Genomic DNA, 17,178 nt, shown 5'->3' with positions numbered 1-17,178 from the left:
TGTGACCCGAATCGTCCCGGCCTCGAGGTGGATTCGGTATTTTGTAAGCCCCCATTTGCATGCTTGTATCCTGGGCAGTGGGATCTGCATAAACACACAATAAAAAGGTCAAACATGAGAACAGTCTTACTTGGGATACTCCTACTGGTGCTGACGGCCTGTGGAGGCACTGGAGAGAACGGTTCCTCCAGCAGCAGTTCCAGCGCCTCGTCCTCTAGTTCGTCTTCCTCCAGTAGTTCCAGCTCTTCGAGCTCTTCCAGCTCAAGCTCATCGAGTTCCAGCTCGTCCTCTGGCAGCACGGTTTTGACCATTGAAGAAGGCGAGACCGGCTTTTGCGAGTTCATTGGCATCATCGAATCCATTCACGCGGGCTACACCGGCCGGGGTTATGCGAATACGGATAACCAACAAGGCGTCAGTTTGACCTGGGCTGTGCAAGCGGCCAACAGCGATACCTATTCGGCCGTGTGGCGCTACGCGAATGCCGGCACGGCGAACAGACCTGCGCAGGTCAACGTAAATGATCTGCCGCAGACGGTTTTGAACTTCCCACCCACACAAGCCTGGACCGATTGGCAGACGCAAACCTTTAATCTGGAGCTAAAAGCGGGTTTGAACCTGATTCAGCTGATCGCCGCCAGCGCTGATGGCGTCGCCAACCTAGATCGCCTGACGCTTACAGGCGCAGGCTTGAGCAAAGCCAATTGCCCGGCCAATACGCGCGAAAATGTGCGGGTGTTTGTGGTGGGCGATTCCACCGTGGCCAACTACAACTCGAGTCAGGCGCCCATGACCGGCTGGGGCCAGATTCTGCACCACTTTTTCTACAGCGATTCGGTTGCCATTAACAACCGCGCGATCGGCGGACGCAGCTCGCGCAGTTTTTATCAGGAAGGCCGCTGGCAAGGCGTGGTGAATGAATTGAACGCGGGCGATTACGTGCTCATTCAATTCGGACACAACGACCGCGATTTCAGCAAAGCTGAACGCTATACACCACCAGCCGATTTCCAAACCTACTTGCGCATGTATGTGAATGAAGCGCGCAACAAAGGCGCTATTCCGGTGTTCGTCACGCCTATGGTGATGAACGCCTACAACAACGGCCAATTGCGCAATGTCTTTACCGAATCCGGCAACGATTACCGCGGCGCTATGGTGGCAGTCGCGCAGGAAATGAATGTCGCCCTGCTGGATTTAAACCAGCGCTCTTTTGAGTTGATTCGCTCGGTCGGCCAGAACTACGCCACGCGCTTTATTTTTATGGGCCTGCAGGCGGGTGAATACGCCAACTATCCAGATGGCGCCAATGACGGCACCCACTTCCAGGAAATGGGCGCAGTGGAAATGGCCGGTTTGATTACCCAGGCACTGCGCGAACAAACCCGCTCAGACTTGAAGCGCCTCGCCGATAATTTAAAACCGCGTTACAGCCTGCAAATTACCGCCAACCCAGCCAATACCGGCACTATTACGCGCAGCCTCTCCCTGCCCGAAGGAGCGCCGGTCACGCTGAAAGCTCTGCCCAACAACGGCAACAGCTTTACGCGCTGGTCGCAAAACGGCAATTCCATCAGCACCAATTCCCTACATCGCGTCCTTATGCCGGCGGGCAATACGACTTACACAGCGGAATTTCGCGGCTCGAACGTCACGGAATATCCGGCGGCTCGGGTATTTTTGATCGGCGATTCCACGGTCTCGGATTACAACTCGGGTTACTACCCTATGATCGGTTGGGGTCAGGTGTTCGGTAAATTTTTCCGCAGCGACAAAATCACCGTCTTCAATCGCGCCCTCAGCGGTCGCAGCTCCAAAAGTTTTTACAACGATCATTGGGCGGACGTGAAACGAGAAATCCGCGCGGGCGATTTTGTGTTTATTCAATTCGGCATCAACGATCGCAACAACGCCGATCCCGATCGCTACGCTCCCGGCAACGGCGTCTTCCAGGATTACCTGACCCGCTTTGCGCGCGAGACTCAGGCACTCGGCGCAACGCCGATTTTTGTCGCCACCCTGGTGCGCAATGCGTGGGACGGCAACAAGGTGTATCCCGCCTACCATGAACACCCGGTCGTCACCCGCGAACTCGGAGCACAGCTCGGTATTCCTGTGGTCGACCTCGATGGCAAAAGCACCGCCCTGCTGGAAAGCGTCGGCGAGGAATACTCCACCTACTTCTATTACATGAATCTGGCGGCGGGCGAATATCCCAACTACCCCAGCGGCCGCGCCGACCAGGTTCACTTCCAGGAAATGGGCGCGGTGGAAATGGCTCGTTTGGTGACCGAGGGGTTGCGCGAATCCGGCCATGCAGCAGTGGCTCCCCTGGTTGCCGCGCTGAAACCCACCTACTCCCTCACCGTCAACACCACCAACCCCAACGCAGGCTTGGTGACACGCGGTTTTCAATATCCGGAAGGCATTCCAGTGACCTTAAAAGTACGTCCAAGGTCCGGTTTCAATTTTGTCGGCTGGCGCAACGCCAACGGCCAAACTATTTCTACTAATCGCTACCACGTGATTACGACGACTGCTGCGCCGGCGACTTATACGGCGGTGTTTTAATAATGCGGGAATAAAAAAGGCATCCTATTGGATGCTTTTTTTACATTTTTTGAATACTTTTCTGTTTAGACTCCAACAATATAGTTTCCGTCGTTTTTTCGTCGAGCTTATCCCATTTTATGGGTGGAAATTCTTTGACCAGAGATGTATCTGTCAAGCCTTCCAAGGCTTTTTTTGTTGCTCCTTCGCTTCTGGCGATAATTCAACTTTGATGCTACTGATGATTTGATCCATCAATTCATGCATAGGACTAACACTTACGAGCTTATCCATTTCCTCACGAGGAATGTTTTTTAACCGACTTGGTTCAAACCAGATGCGCACCATCAAGCCATCTGACAAAGGGAAAAACATAAAATGCTCTATGGTTCGATGAGGCGAAAAGTCTTGCGAAACCACCTCCAATCTCACCGCATTTACAGGCAAATGATCCAATGGTTGCCAATTCACTGGCGCTTTAAACTCCTGAATATAGTGCCTGGTTTCATCCAAATGATACCCATAGGTATCACTAAGGAAATCCCCAATAACCATTTCCATTGCACGAGGATGGAACAGTGAAAATTTCTGAGGATAATTAACTGGGGCAAATAAAGTTAAAGTCATACGGAGTTCGGACAACACTCCAGTAAACCACGGCCCGCAAAAAGCCCAACCGTGATAAAAAATTTTAGCCTCGCGCCAAATATCCTTTTTACCTTTAGCTGCCTCCTGCTCATTGTAATAAGACCGAAGGGGTAATTGATCATAATGGCGCTTGGGAAAAATAGGTTTGCTATTGGAATGCCTTGATGCATGTCGGGGCACTTTAAAACTCAGTTCAGTGCCTTCGACAGTGGTGCCAAATAGTGCGCGCCCATTGGAAATCTGGCCCTTTTGGAATAACCAGCGTTTTGGATTCTCGTAGCTGAAAAGGAACGTAAATCACTGCTACATCCTTATTATTTGGGAGTCATTGTATTCCGAAAGCATATACAAGAAGGCATCCTATTGGATGCCTTTCATTTCTACATTTGCTGGATGTTTTTCTGTTTAGACTCCAACAATATAGCTTCCGTAGTTTTTTCGTCGAGCTTATCCCATTTTATGGGCGGAAATTCTTTGACTAGAGATGTATCCACCAAGCCTTCCAAAGCCTTTTTTTGTTGTTCTTTCGCTTCTGGAGACAATTCAACTTTGATGCTACTGATGATTTGATCCATCAAATCATACATTGATTCGGCACTGACGCAATTGTCCATTTCCGAATCAGGCACATTTTTTAAACGGCTTGGATCAAAACTAAATAACACCAACATATCATCGGCAACCGGAAAGAATATCATCCGATTATTTCGTCGATACGGAGTGAAGTCTTGAGACTTTACCCACAAGCTAACAGTATTGATAGGCAAGTGATTTAGAGGTTGCCAATCAATCGGCGCAATATATTCTTGAATATAATTTCTGCTTTTATTCAAACGATGCCCGTACAGAGACGTTAAATAATCTCCAATCGTCATCTCCATTGCCCTGGGGTGAAACAAAGAAAACTTCTGCTCGGAATTTACAGATCTAATTAACCACAATGACAATCTTAATTCCGCCAGTGTCCCAGTAAACCAAGGCCCATTAAATGCCCATGCACGGTAAAGGAAGAGCATTTCTTCCCAATCATCCTTGACCCCTCTTAAAACATCTTCTTCTTTAAACCTCGACGAAAATCGCAATTCATCTAATGCATAGCGTTTGCCGGGGAAAACCTCTTTATTGTTTGAGTGTCTAGGCGAGTGTTTTGGCACTCTAAACTGAATCTCAGTTCCTGCGATACTGCTACAAACAGCTTGAGCCCTTTGGAAACTAGGGCCTCTAGGGATAGTTAAACCTTTGGGCTCTCGGAGTTTGAAAGGAACATTCATCATGTATCCGGCGCCCCTTTATTTATATTTTTTCGGAGAAAGAGTTTTCGTTCCTGCCACAAGGGTCGTGCCAACAAAATACAATGCCCCTGCAAATCCTACGACTCCCGACGTTGTTAGACTAAGCCCCGCCACACCAAAAGCAGCACCTGCAGCAGACAAGCCGAACGCTGAAGTTTTAACGGTTGCTTTAAAATTCAAATCTGAATTCACGATCCTCTAGTGTCGCTCTTACTCCTGGCAAAACGACGTAAAACAGCCCTCTACCATAGGCAATATTGGTTTCCTGTTTGACATAAATATTGTCCATATGAAGACGGCCTGAAGTAAGGCCGCGAATACCTTGGACAATCAGCCGAGCCCAATAATTGCCATTGCGGGCAAGGCCGACCAGGGAGTTATATACAGGAAGAGCCTGTGGGGAGCAGCGTACTTTTCGACCGGCAGTCTCCCCTGCGATGGTGGTGAGCTGACCTTCCGTGACGTGCAGGCGATTGGCTTGAAGCATAGAGACTTCTCCTTGTTGACCTAAACTTTTGTATTCCTGGGCATCCTGTGGGGCGAGCCCCGGCGTAGGGCCGAACTGTAGCGATCAAAAGAAGCCGAGTAAAGTCAATAGACGACTCCATAGTCCATATAGGAGGAAGCATCAACAGATAGCCGCTCCAGCCGACTTATTTCATTTCGCTATCAATCCGGATTCATGCCGCCATTTGGCGAGCAGGCATCTACATCACTCTCCCGCGAGCCGCTTGACCTTGGTCTATACTCGCTAGAAGTTGTCCCCTAAATAGCTGCGCTTAGTTTGGCGCCAGATGCATGTGAATCGTTACGCGCAGGGATTTCAGCGTAGAGGCGTGTCTATGGGCTCGCCGTTGTCGACGCCCTGGCTCTTCGGTCCTGCGTGCGTGGATTTCATTCTTATAAGGTCGTATGTCGGGTTTATTCACCAGCATCAGATTCGTCATGGCGTTACTCACAGTGCTGGCGATTGTGGGAAAGCCTTTTATTCCGCTTAAAACGCTGGTCATACACCCGGCGGACGGCGTTACGGCCAAACTCTACGGCCAGAGCAACAGCGATGGAGAAACGCCCCAAAACGCCTGGCTGGACGACTCCCAGTGGCGCTGCCAATTGCCCGAGCGGGAAAAACAACTGTATTGCGGCATTACCTATTCCTGGGAAACGCTCAGCGAGTGCACACATCAAAATGAGACTCCGGCCGACGCTTGCGAAACGCTTAAACAAGTGACCTTCAGACCCGCCGCAGACGGCACCATCGACTTCAGCGCCTACGACGGACTCAGCTTGGATATTTCCTACGAAGGGCGGGCGCAGTATCTGCACGTGTACCTGCAAGACAAAAATCCCCTGTACCCCACCATCAAGCCGGACATTACGGAAAAATTTATTGCCGCTTTGTTGCGGACCGACGATTTAAAAACCGGTCCGGTGGTGATCCGCTGGAATCAATTCAATGTTGAGCATTGGTGGACCATGGCGAAGAATCCACCATTACAAATTGCCGGTCCGGAGTTCGGCCATATCGCGGAGGTTGCTCTGGGCAATGTGGAACCCGGCGTGCACCGGATCCGAGTCAATGAAATCAAGTTGGTCGGTGAACGAATCTCCGACAAAACCTATCTGCTCACTATTCTGATTTTCTGGATCTTTTTGGGATTGTTAGAAGCCGCTGTGCGCTACTACCGCTTGCGCAGCGCTTTGCAATCTCAGCAGCAGGAACTGCTCGGCCTTGAAGACAACGCCAATTTGTTGGAAGCGGAGCAAGCACAGCTGCAATCGCGCGCTCTGACCGATCCACTTACAGGCGTGTTAAACCGCGCAGGCATAGCGCGGCAGCTCAACCATAGACACGGCGGTAGTCTGTTGCCTTCCCATACCGGCTTAATCGTTCTGGATATAGATCATTTCAAATCCATTAACGATACTCACGGCCACGATGTTGGAGATGCCATTTTGCGCGAGTTTGCCGAACTGATCCGCAGCGAAATTCGCGTCCATGATTTATTTGCCCGCTGGGGCGGTGAGGAATTTATTTTATTGGTTGAGGAGACAACCACGGAAAAATTGTCGACACTGGCGGAAAAACTGCGACAAAAAACCGCTTCGCATCAATTTAAAGCTCTGCCCGCCAATACCATTACCGTCAGCATCGGTGTGGTGAAAGCAACCGACAATGAATCGTTCGATAATTTATTCAAGCGCGGAGACAAAGCACTGTACAAAGCCAAGCTCTACCGTAACACCGCTGTTTACGAGTGGTTGGAATAAAATTTTTTATGCAACTCACGCAGAGCAAAACAATACGTTACTACCGCATCGGCGTCCGCTGGGCATCGCTGCTCACCCTTATTATTTTTATCGGCCATTATTTTCTGCCAGCCAAAACTCTGGAAGTCAAAGCGCCTTTATTTGTTGCCAAACTGTACGGTTTTGTCGACCGAGAAAAAGGAACATCCGCCTACTGGGTCAACGAGGAAGAAAATCACTGGATTTGTCATTACAAAAGCACGCACGCCTATGGTTGCGGCTGGCGCACGTCACCGGATCTCGAACCCGTCGGAAGTGGAGTGGATCTGACCTCCTATGATTTTATGGAAATCAAACTGCAATACACCGGACCCGCGTCGCGCATTCGTGCGTATCTGCGCAATTTCAATCCCGCCTATTCCGACCCCAACGATCTCAGCACCACTCAACCTATGGAAACAACCTTCGCCACAGCGGAAGCGAATCAGCCTGTGTTGCTCAAACTCAGCGATTTTGCTCTTGCCCACTGGTGGTTGATGGAGCGCAAACATCGCCGCCATTGGTCAGAACCGGAAAAAAACAACATCACGTCCATCGGGTTGGATTTTGTTGAGCAAGGCAAACACGAAGTCATAGTCGAGCGTATAACTTTGATTGGCAAATGGATTTATACCGAAACACTGATACTTATCATATTGTCCTTATGGATGACCCTATTTTTGATTGAAGGCGGTATCCGTTTTTACGGTCTGTACCGAGCCGGGCAACGCGACCGCACTGCGATCCAGGCTTTATTGGAAAGACAGCGCGCGCTCGAAGAACAAAATAAACACTTAGAAGCGCTTGCCGATACCGACCCTCTCACCGGCGTTTACAATCGCGCGGGCTTGCGCAGCAGAGTCGACTCAGAAAAAATCCGTTTCGGCACCTTAAGTGGACTGGGTGTTTTGGTACTGGATCTCGATCATTTCAAAAACCTGAACGACCGCTACGGCCACGATATGGGCGATAAGGTTCTGAAGGCTTTTACCTCTCTACTCGCCATGAATTTACGCACAGAAGATATTTTCGCGCGCATGGGCGGCGAAGAATTTATGGTGGTTTGCCGGCGTCAACCGCTGGAAGGTCTGCGTACCTTTGCGGAAAAATTGCGCAGCCTTGCAACCCAGTGCACCTTCAATGGCGATGACGATTTACATATCAGCGTGAGTATTGGCGTTGCCGTAGTGGGAGAAGATGAAGATTTTGCCGACGCTGTGCGACGTGCCGACCAGGCACTTTTGAGGGCCAAACAAAATGGCCGCAACCGTGTGGAATTCACTGCACCGTTATGATCAGAATGATTTTTGTCACAGCCTTGCTCCTGGGCGCCGACTTCGCGCTGGCGAACTCGAGCATGCGCGTTTATCCACTACATTTGGATAAAGCCTACCGGCAGGATTATACGAACACCGTCATTCGCGATTCGGAAGGCTTTCTCTGGATTGGTACAGATAACGGTTTAAAACGCTACGACGGCTACAGTCTGCAGACTTTTTCTCACGATTCGCAAAATCCGGCCACTATAGGCTCCCCCAACACCAATGCATTTCTTGTACATTCCGATGGCACTTTGTGGACGGCTGGTAACTACCTCAATCGCTACAACGCCATCAGCGAAACCTTTACCCGCTACAACGTCAGTCAGTACAAAGAAATTTACAGTCTTTACGAAGACGAACTCGGGCGCATTTGGGTTGGCGGCGATCAATTTGGTCTGATTTTATTTAACCCCAATAATGGCCAGGTCATACGGCAATTTTTTAATGAGCCCAATTCTGCCATCAGCGTGCAAAGTATCATCCGCCGCCAAAATTCCGCCCAATTGTGGTTAGGTACCAGCGAAGGATTATGGCTGTTCGACACGCAAACCCTGCAAGCGGAAAAATGGCTGGATTTGCCCAACACCACTGGCTTCCGTCCATTTATGCGCATTCAGGAAGGTGGCGACGGCGATGTGTGGATCGTCAGCCGCGAAGGTTTGTACCGCTTTAATCCTGCTACCCGCACAGCGCGGCCGTATCGCCTGGAAGAGAAAGAACACATTTCGGATATTACGACCCGCGCCCTCACGTCCATCGCGCGCGACCAACAAAACAATATTTGGATTGGCAGCGATAAACACGGTGTATTTCGCTATGCACCGGAAACTGACAGTTTTGTCCATTACGCTCCATCCGCCTACGATAAATACCGTTTTCCACCGGCGCCCATCACTTATATTTTTGATGATCAAAAGGGTTCCGTGTGGTTTGCAGCGGGGCATCACGGCGTTTTTCGCTTAAGTCCTCAATTGCAAAAATTCCATACCTTTCAGCACAGCTTCGAGACAGAAAATTCGCTCAGTTTCAATCAGCTCTCCGCTTTGTATGAAGATAGCAAGGGTTTTATCTGGATAGGCACGGATGGCAATGGCGTGGATCGTTTTGATCCGCGCAGCCAGTCTTTCCAGAATTTCCGTCACTCTTCCACAGATCCACACAGCCTCAGCTCTGATTCCATTCTGTCCATCGCGGAAGATTCACAAGGTTTTATTTGGTTGGGCACATGGGCGGGAGGTCTGAACCGGCTCGACCCTGAGACTGGAAAGGTGCAACACTTTTTACGCGATCCCAAGCTCCCGACAAATCAAACACTGGCGGAAAACCATGTTTTTCGCATTGCGGTGGATAAAGACAATCGCTTGCTGTTGGCTGTTGGCAGTTCCGGCTTACAGATTTTTGATCCCGAAACCGGCGAGTTCATTCATTATCCCCCGGATGAGCAGAATCTTGCCCACGGCCTGCGCAGCGACTATATCAACGATATATTGCTTACCCCCGATGGTGATATTTGGATCGGCGGTTATCGCGGTCTGGAAAAATATTCACCCGAAACCGGAAAATTCACCACAGCCAATCTCGCCATAAACGGCGCCATCTTTGATCTTCACAGCGATAATGTGGGCTTGCTGTGGATTGCCACCTCGCGCGGTCTGATCCGTTTTAATCCGGTGAATTCTGAAGCCATTCGCATCACGCCCAAAGATGGTTTGTCTGACGAGCATGTCATGGGCATTGAACAAGACGAGCGCGGCTACTTATGGCTGGCAACGCGCAACGGTTTGAATCGCTTCGACCCTATCAGTAAAGAAATCGAAGTGTTCGACGAAGAGGACGGTTTAGCGGGAGCGCAATTCAACCGTTTCAGCCATTTTAAAACCCGCTCCGGCCATCTGTATTTTGGCACCAATCGCGGCTTCAGTTATTTTGATCCCCAACACATACCACGCAATGAATTTGCCCCATCAATTCATTTCACCAGTATCAGTCTTAATCACCAAATTCAAATTCCCGGCCAATCGCCCTGGCTGCCGCAATCTCTGCGTTACATGGATACTCTAATTCTGCCCAGCGATACCGATGATATTCGCTTATCGTTCACGGCCACGAATTTGATTGCCCCGGGAAAAAATCGCTATCGCTATCGCCTGCTCGGTCGCGATAAAGACTGGATCGAAACCACAGGTGACGAGCGCACTGTGCTGTATAGCAATTTGCCAGCGGGAAAATATCAATTCCAACTGATTGCCGCTAATAATGACGGCGTTTGGGCCGGGAAGGCGAAAACCTTGAACATCGAGATACAACCCGTCTGGTGGCAGACCTGGTGGGCCTATGGCATGTATATCTCGCTGCTAGTGTTTCTGACCTATGGCTTCAGCGTGTGGCGTGTGCGTGTCAGTGGCAAACGAGCACGCGAGCTGGAAATATTGGTCAACGAACAAACAACCAAACTCAAAATTGCCAACCGCGCAGTCAGCTTGCTGAACTCTGAACTGGAACAGCGCGTCAACCAGCGCACCCATGAGCTTTTGAAAGAAATTGAAGAGCGCAAGGAATCCGAAGCCAAGGCGACCTATATCGCGTATCACGACTCACTTACCGGACTTTATAACCGCGCGTGGTTATTGCTCCAGCTGGAAAAAACCTTAAAAGGTGGCCGTTTTGCCCTGCTGTTTGCCGGCGGCGACCGCTTCCGCAAAATCAACGATACCTACGGCCACCAGTTGGGTGACCAGGTGTTGATTGCCGCGGGCCAACGCTTGCTGCAATTGTGTCCGGATACCGCGCATGTCACTCGCCTGGGCAGCGATGAATTTGCGGTGCTGATTGAAAATATCGAAAACGACAATGAAATCGAATTACTGGTCGAAAATATCATCCAGTCCTTCCGCGATCCCTTCCTGATCGATCAGGTTCGCTTGAGCTTCACCATCAGCATTGGTTATGTGATTGCAGAACCCGGCGATTATGATGAGCCATCCTCGCTGCTGCGCAACGCCAATATCGCCATGCAAAAAGCCAAAGATCGCGGTCGCGGCGTGTGGCAGAAATTCGACGATAAAATTCTGCAGGAGACCTTATCGGCAGCCGAATTGGAAACCGATTTGAAAATGGCTCTGCAACTCAAACAATTTCATGTGGTGTATCAACCCATCATTTCGATCGACTCGTGCCGCATCGTCGGCTTCGAAGTGTTGATTCGCTGGCTCCATCCACAAAAAGGCATGATTCCACCGGATAAATTTATTGCCATGGCGGAAGCCTCGGGGCAAATCTTTGATATAGGTTTGTGGGTTCTGGAACAGGCTTGTCAGCAATTGAATATCTGGAAGACCCAGCACCAGGTTGATCCACTGCCGGTTATTTCCGTCAATTTATCGCCCATTCAACTGGAGCGCAGAGATTTTCTCGATCGCATTGATGAAATTATCATCAACAGCGGCGTAGATACGGAAAATATCAAATTCGAAATTACCGAAACGGCGCTGCTGCAACATACCGAAACGGTGGACGATATTCTCGAATCTTTGCGCGAGCGAAAAATCGAATTGGCCATCGACGATTTTGGCACTGGTTATTCATCTTTGGCCTATCTCGATAAATTGCCGGTGCAGGTTCTGAAAATCGATCGTTCATTCATCAACGCTCTGGCAGAAAACAAGAGCAGCGCTCACGAAATCGTGCGGGCCACTATTTCGCTCGCCCACAACCTCAACATGCGCATCATCGCCGAGGGCATCGAGACGCAACAGCAAATGGAAATTTTGAAATCCTACGGCTGTGATTACGGTCAAGGCTATTTCATCGCCAAACCTCTGTCGCCGGAAAATGCTACGGTTCTTTTGCTCTCCTCCACCGGACAAGCACCAACTGCATAAGTGCTGCTGCGAGGCTGGTTTAGCAAATAAATCAGCCTGCATTCCTTCCAGCTGCTGTTTTTATTCCTCGCATTTGCCATTTTATTGGTGCACTATTAATCGCGTTTCTATGCCCTCTCCCTCTTATGGCTCACAGGAGGAATCCCTATGGCCATGCGCAACTCTCTAAGCATTTTTGAAAACTCGTTAAATAGTTATATCTACTGCTTGCGCTGGTGGGAAATGGCGGTAGCCTCCGGCCTCACCATTGGCCTCCGCCTTAGCGGGATCAGCTATAGGTTGCAGAATAATCAGGCGCCGGACACTAAAGAGCTGTGGCGCATGGTGGAAGAGAAAGCAAGTGCTTCTACTCAGGGCCTGATGGCGCTTACCCAGGCTGCTATAAAGCCCTGGCCGCAGATGAAGGGCCTGGACCTGGTGCAATACCAACTACAGCTGCAAAAAACCGCGCTGGATGCGGCATTCAGCTTCTGGAAGCCCTTTTATCACGCCAGTACAGCCAATGCTTTAAGACTCAGCCGCGCCGGCCGATCAAAATCTCGCCAAAACAGATAACAGGCGAAATGGGATCTGCTCATCTACACTTAAACCAAAGGGCAAAGCAATCGCATCGGAAGCGCCAAGTGTACGGTGGGTCCAGCAGTTATGATCTATGACGAACAACTGGCAGAACGCATTCGCCGCTATTTCTCCAATCATGATGGCGTAGTAGAAAAGCAGATGTTCGGGGGATTGGCGTTTCTTGTCGACGGGCACATGTGTGTCGGTACTAACGGTCGCAGACTTATGGCTCGCGTCGGGCCGAGACATTACGAACGAGCGCTCAAAGAGATGTACACCTCCATCATGGACTTCACCGGCAAACCCCTAAAAGGATTTGTCTACGTAGAACCCGAAGCCATCACCTCTGATTCTTCTCTGCACAAATGGATCCGGCATTGCGAACATTTTGTGCGCAGTCTTCCGCCCAAGGGCGATTAACACTAATTTCTTCCGCGCGATTTAAAACTAATTTTGCAAAATACGTACGTGCTTGTCTTCTATCGAGAAAGCAAGCACAGCATGATCAAGCGAAGCACTTCACATCAACCTCTCGCTTTACGCGCAGCCAGCCACTGATGCAATTGTTCACGCTCCATCGGTTTAGCGTAGAAAAAGCCCTGCACTTCATGGCAGCCCATTTCTTTCAACAGCACGCCTTGCACTTCTTCTTCCACACCTTCGGCGATAACATTCAGACCCAAGGTTTTGCCCAATTGCACGATCATCTCGACAATTTCCCGCCCGCTTTTGGTGTTGGAGCGATTGACGAATGAGCGATCGATTTTTAAGCAATTGATCGGCATTTTTTGCAGGTAGGTAAAGGATGAAAACCCTGTACCAAAGTCATCCATGGACAATTTAAAGCCGATCTCGCGTATTTTTTCCAGGCGACGCAGGTTTGCTTCTATATCCCCCATGGCGATGGATTCAGTAATTTCCAGCTCGATGAAGCTCGGATCTATATTGTTTTCACCAATGACGCGCATGAGCATTTCCAGTACATCGGGATGCTCCAACTGCGCCACCGATAAATTCACCGCCATGCTGGTATTCATGTAGCCTTTCGCACGCAACAGTGCGAGCTCCGCAATGGCATTGCGCAGAATCCACTCGCCCATGCGAATAATCAGACCGGATTGTTCCGCCAGTGGAATAAATTCCCCGGGTGATACAAATCGACCGGAACTGTCTTTCCAGCGAATCAAAGCTTCAAATCCTGTGACGCTGAGATCGCTCAGTTTCAATTTCGGTTGAAATACCAGAAACAGCTGATTCAATTCAAATGCAGAGCGCAAATTGCGCAGCATCTGCAAACGCGAACGCGCATCGTCCACCATCTTATGGTGGAACATCACCACTTGCCCGCGACTCTGGTTCTTCGCCTGCTTAAGGACAATGGACGCATCCTTGATCGCCTCAGAGCCTCTGCCTTGAATTTCGGTCAAGGGAACTATGCCTGCAGTGATCGACAACAACTGCAATTCGCCGCCAATTTGGAAGGGATTCACAAACGGCTGCAACAGCGCTTTTTTCTGCACATGTGATGTAGGGCCGAAAACAGCAAAAGTATCGCCACCAACCCGCGCAACCGTATTAGGCTCATAAAAGCGCGCTTTTAAACGATCCGCCGCTGTTTTCAATAATTGATCGCCGTACTCCTGACCAAGCGCCGCATTGATTTCCGCGAAATTATCTATATCGATCAGCGCCAGCGAATAAGGCACATCGGATTTTTGATCAATATAACGGTTGATCACTTCTTCCAGCGCGTTGCGGTTGGGCAAGCCCACCAGGGTATCGGTAAACGCGTAATCCTTTAAGCTTTCCAGGAAACTGATATTGTCAGCGCACAACGCGATATTGTTACAGAAAATTTCCAACAGGCCTTTATCTACATCGGAAATAGGTGTTCCGCTGGCCACATAACAACTCATATCGCCGCGTGTATGACTGCCGAGATAGAGTGCCACACCAGTTTTATGGAAAACATTACAGCGATTATCGAGACTTTCACGCAACAAGCGTGATGTTATGCTTTCGCTCATTTCCGACAAGGGCCGGTCGATAAGCGAGCAATAATCCCCCGCCGCCGCGATAATCATTAAATCTTCTTCAACGTGTTGGTCGCGTCGACGCACACAAATCACGCCTTCAGGCGCCACGCCGAGCAGCGCAGCTATATGAATAATGACGCCCTGGGCAAAATTGTTCAGCCCCTCCTGGGTCAGCAATTCCGAGCTGGCCTGCAGGATCATATTCAAACCTTTTTTACTGTCCTCGATGGTGCGCAATTGTTTGTACGAACGCACCGCCGACGTCAGTGAAGCGTAGAGTTTTTTCTTGGTGAGATCGGATTTGAGCTTGTAGTCGTTGATATCGTAATCGCGAATGACGTCAATTTCCGGCGCCTGATTCGGTTCGCCGGTGCGCAAAATAATGCGCAAATCGTTCATTTTGAGTTGTTCGCGAATGACGGGAACAAGGTCGAGACCTGCGTTCGATGTTTCCATTACGACATCGAGCAGTATCACGGCAATATCCGGGACTGTGCGCAATATATCCAGCGCCTGGGCGCTGTTGTAGGCGTGGTAAAACTCCAGATTGCGGGTCAGAATTTTGGTATCGCGCAGTGCATAGAGCGTCGCCTGATGAACTTCCTCTTCATCATCGGTGATCAGAATCCGCCACACGCGATCGTCATCGTCTTGGGTATCGCTGGAGCCAGGTGAGCCCGTATCGGTAATCAGGATCATCTTGCCTTCGTCTTTGAAGACGAAGAGGTCTTTATCTTTTGGAAAATTACCACTCATGAGAACACACCTACTGCTGAATTAAATTGTCGCAAGCAGTTCTGATTTAGACTGATCCTGCTCCTGCGCACCTTCTTCCGGTGCACACAGAGGCAAGGTCAGAATAAAGCGTGTTCCCTCACCCACCTGCGACCACAGCCGTATTTCCCCCCCTAAAATACCTGTGACGATGTTATGCACAATATGTAACCCCAAACCGTTGCCGCCGGCACCGAGTTTGGTGGTAAAAAATGGATCGAAAATTTTTCCTTTATTTGCATCTGGAATTCCTACACCATCATCTTCGATAACCAATTCCACTTTATCGTCTTGTTTTTCCGCCCGCATGACCACCCTACCGGACTCCCGTCCGTCAAACGCATGCACCAGCGTGTTATTCAGCAAATTCGTCACCACCTGCCCTAAGGGCCCCGGGTAACTATCCAAAATCACATTCTCCGGCACTTGAATATCCACTACATAAGGAGTGCGCTTAAATGCCGGTGATAACGTCAAACGAGTTTCCTGCAGTATTGACAACAAATCGAAATTCCGCCGCTGCGCACTGGTCCGATCCATGGCTACTTGTTTAAAACTGCTAACCAGTTCCGCAGATTTTTCCAAATTGCGCCACACAAGTTGTGAGCCTTCGTCCATCTCGCGCAAAAATTTCTCCAGGGATGAACGGGTCAAACCGCTTTGCATTTCCCGTTTTATGGAGTCGCAACTTTCACACATGGCCGTGGCGACGGTCAGGCCATTGCCAATCGGCGTATTCAATTCATGCGCAACCCCTGCAACCAGGGAGCCAAGCGCCGCCAGTTTTTCCGACTGGATCAAATGCTCCTGCGCCTGCTGCAGGCGATCCAAGGTGCCTTGCAAGGCTTCATTGGTCACGCGCAATTCCAGAGTGCGTTTATCCACCCGCTTTTCCAATTCAGAAAAATTGTTATCCAATTCCTGCCGCATGATTTCGAGCTGTTGAGATAGAGCCCCGAACTCGTCATCGGCAAGTTTCGGAATATTCGTTTTCAGGTCACCTTTGGCAATTCCCGCTGCCGCGACCGACAATTTTTTCAGCGGCGATAACACTTTTCGGTGCAACATCCAGGAGATGGTCACCAGTGACACCACCAACTGCACAAAAATAATAATGGCCAACAAGCGGGTTTCACCCGCTGCCCGCGCCTGCGCTGCAGCAAGGCTGTAGTGCAATTCCACCGAGCCAATCCGTTCCCGGCTGTGCAGTACATTGCGCTTCAAAATAATGTGATCGCTTGCTACCGAGTCATTCGGCGCACGCACATATTCCAAAAAAGGCTCATCGCGATCTGTCACTACACGGATCGCCACCACCGCCGTGTCCACCAAAATACTGTCCATCAACGGACGTCCCAACTCCGGTGAGACATTCCACAGCGGCACCGACATACCGCCCTGCAGCAAGTCGATGTAGTTGTTCGCCGTCGCCAGACTGTCCTGTTCGAGCGTGCGCTGGTAGTTCTGCCAAATAAGCACACTTCCACTGATCACAGCCGGCAGTGCAATGGATAGAAATACCACTATCGCAAGGTATCGCTGCAAGCGATGTCCATGCGTGCGGCCTGGTGTCTGAGTCATGCTTTCCCTAATTAAATCGAGTTATCGCGCGCATCATTCGGTTTTGAAGCTACCGCTAAAATCAGCCGAGTACAGGTCTTCTTAAATAGCTTTTAGTTAAAGACTATCAGTCATATATTTTTTCACTATAGCCAGCGATTAAGGCTTCGCCTAACCGGGAGTCGGATTTTTAAGCTTATTGTCGGCAAATCTTTTGCTTTCTATTCTGATTCAATAGGAAATTCCGTTTCTTTATTCCACTTCC

General features: G+C 49.9%; 12 protein-coding genes. 6 read left to right on the top strand and 6 right to left on the bottom strand.

The annotated features are described in order from the left end of the window. Nucleotides 1-114 precede the first annotated feature (114 nt). On the top strand, nt 115-2,571 hold the full coding sequence (locus tag DWB84_RS08480) for a GDSL-type esterase/lipase family protein (protein ID WP_187409329.1): 2,457 nt from the start codon (nt 115-117) through the stop codon (nt 2,569-2,571). Nucleotides 2,572-2,724: 153 nt separating this feature from the next. Here the strand turns inward: DWB84_RS08480 and DWB84_RS08475 are convergent, their stop codons facing one another. The 4 genes from DWB84_RS08475 to DWB84_RS08460 all read right to left on the bottom strand — a co-directional run bounded on the left by DWB84_RS08475 (nt 2,725) and on the right by DWB84_RS08460 (nt 4,977). After that, nucleotides 2,725-3,378 carry a hypothetical protein gene (locus DWB84_RS08475; RefSeq protein WP_255428901.1) on the bottom strand — a complete coding sequence of 218 codons (654 nt, stop codon included), beginning with the start codon at nt 3,376-3,378 and terminating at the stop codon, nt 2,725-2,727. 200 nt (nt 3,379-3,578) lie between these two features. Then, nucleotides 3,579-4,472 carry a hypothetical protein gene (locus tag DWB84_RS08470; RefSeq protein WP_187409328.1) on the bottom strand — a complete coding sequence of 298 codons (894 nt, stop codon included), beginning with the start codon at nt 4,470-4,472 and terminating at the stop codon, nt 3,579-3,581. A 15-nt stretch (nt 4,473-4,487) separates the two neighbouring features. Beyond that, nucleotides 4,488-4,670, bottom strand: coding sequence for a hypothetical protein (locus DWB84_RS08465; protein ID WP_187409327.1), 183 nt, complete (start codon nt 4,668-4,670; stop codon nt 4,488-4,490). Further along, nucleotides 4,660-4,977, bottom strand: coding sequence for a hypothetical protein (locus DWB84_RS08460; RefSeq protein WP_187409326.1), 318 nt, complete (start codon nt 4,975-4,977; stop codon nt 4,660-4,662). The genes DWB84_RS08465 and DWB84_RS08460 overlap by 11 nt, the downstream gene beginning before the upstream one ends. Before the next feature lie 458 nt (nt 4,978-5,435). Here DWB84_RS08460 and DWB84_RS08455 point away from each other — a divergent pair, with 458 nt between their 5' ends. The 5 genes from DWB84_RS08455 (at nt 5,436) to DWB84_RS08435 (ending at nt 12,963) form a co-directional block, all read left to right on the top strand. Continuing rightward, nucleotides 5,436-6,761 (top strand): GGDEF domain-containing protein, encoded by a 1,326-nt coding sequence (locus tag DWB84_RS08455; RefSeq protein ID WP_187409325.1) that lies wholly within the window; start codon nt 5,436-5,438, stop codon nt 6,759-6,761. Between the two features lie 8 nt (nt 6,762-6,769). Then, complete coding sequence (locus DWB84_RS08450; RefSeq protein ID WP_187409324.1) at nt 6,770-8,074, top strand: GGDEF domain-containing protein; 1,305 nt, start codon at nt 6,770-6,772, stop codon at nt 8,072-8,074. Beyond that, the gene (locus DWB84_RS08445; protein WP_187409323.1) at nt 8,071-11,982 is read left to right on the top strand and encodes an EAL domain-containing protein; all 3,912 of its coding nucleotides are present in this window, start codon (nt 8,071-8,073) and stop codon (nt 11,980-11,982) included. Before DWB84_RS08450 ends, DWB84_RS08445 begins: the two co-directional genes overlap by 4 nt. A gap of 147 nt (nt 11,983-12,129) precedes the next feature. Next, nucleotides 12,130-12,537: a hypothetical protein gene (locus DWB84_RS08440; RefSeq protein WP_187409322.1), complete on the top strand. Its 408-nt coding sequence runs from the start codon at nt 12,130-12,132 to the stop codon at nt 12,535-12,537. A gap of 90 nt (nt 12,538-12,627) precedes the next feature. Continuing rightward, entirely contained in the window at nt 12,628-12,963 is a 336-nt protein-coding gene (locus DWB84_RS08435; protein ID WP_187409321.1) for a TfoX/Sxy family protein, read from the top strand. 104 nt (nt 12,964-13,067) lie between these two features. Here DWB84_RS08435 and DWB84_RS08430 read toward each other — a convergent pair whose 3' ends face one another. Both DWB84_RS08430 and DWB84_RS08425 read right to left on the bottom strand, forming a co-directional pair. Next, entirely contained in the window at nt 13,068-15,335 is a 2,268-nt protein-coding gene (locus DWB84_RS08430) for an EAL domain-containing protein (protein WP_187409320.1), read from the bottom strand. Nucleotides 15,336-15,356: 21 nt separating this feature from the next. Then, complete coding sequence (locus DWB84_RS08425; RefSeq protein ID WP_187409319.1) at nt 15,357-16,934, bottom strand: sensor histidine kinase; 1,578 nt, start codon at nt 16,932-16,934, stop codon at nt 15,357-15,359. Nucleotides 16,935-17,178: the final 244 nt, after the last annotated feature.

The organism is Saccharophagus sp. K07, assembly GCF_014336955.1.
Taxonomy (GTDB): domain Bacteria; phylum Pseudomonadota; class Gammaproteobacteria; order Pseudomonadales; family Cellvibrionaceae; genus UBA5868.
This window is presented reverse-complemented; position numbering and strand designations above follow the sequence as displayed.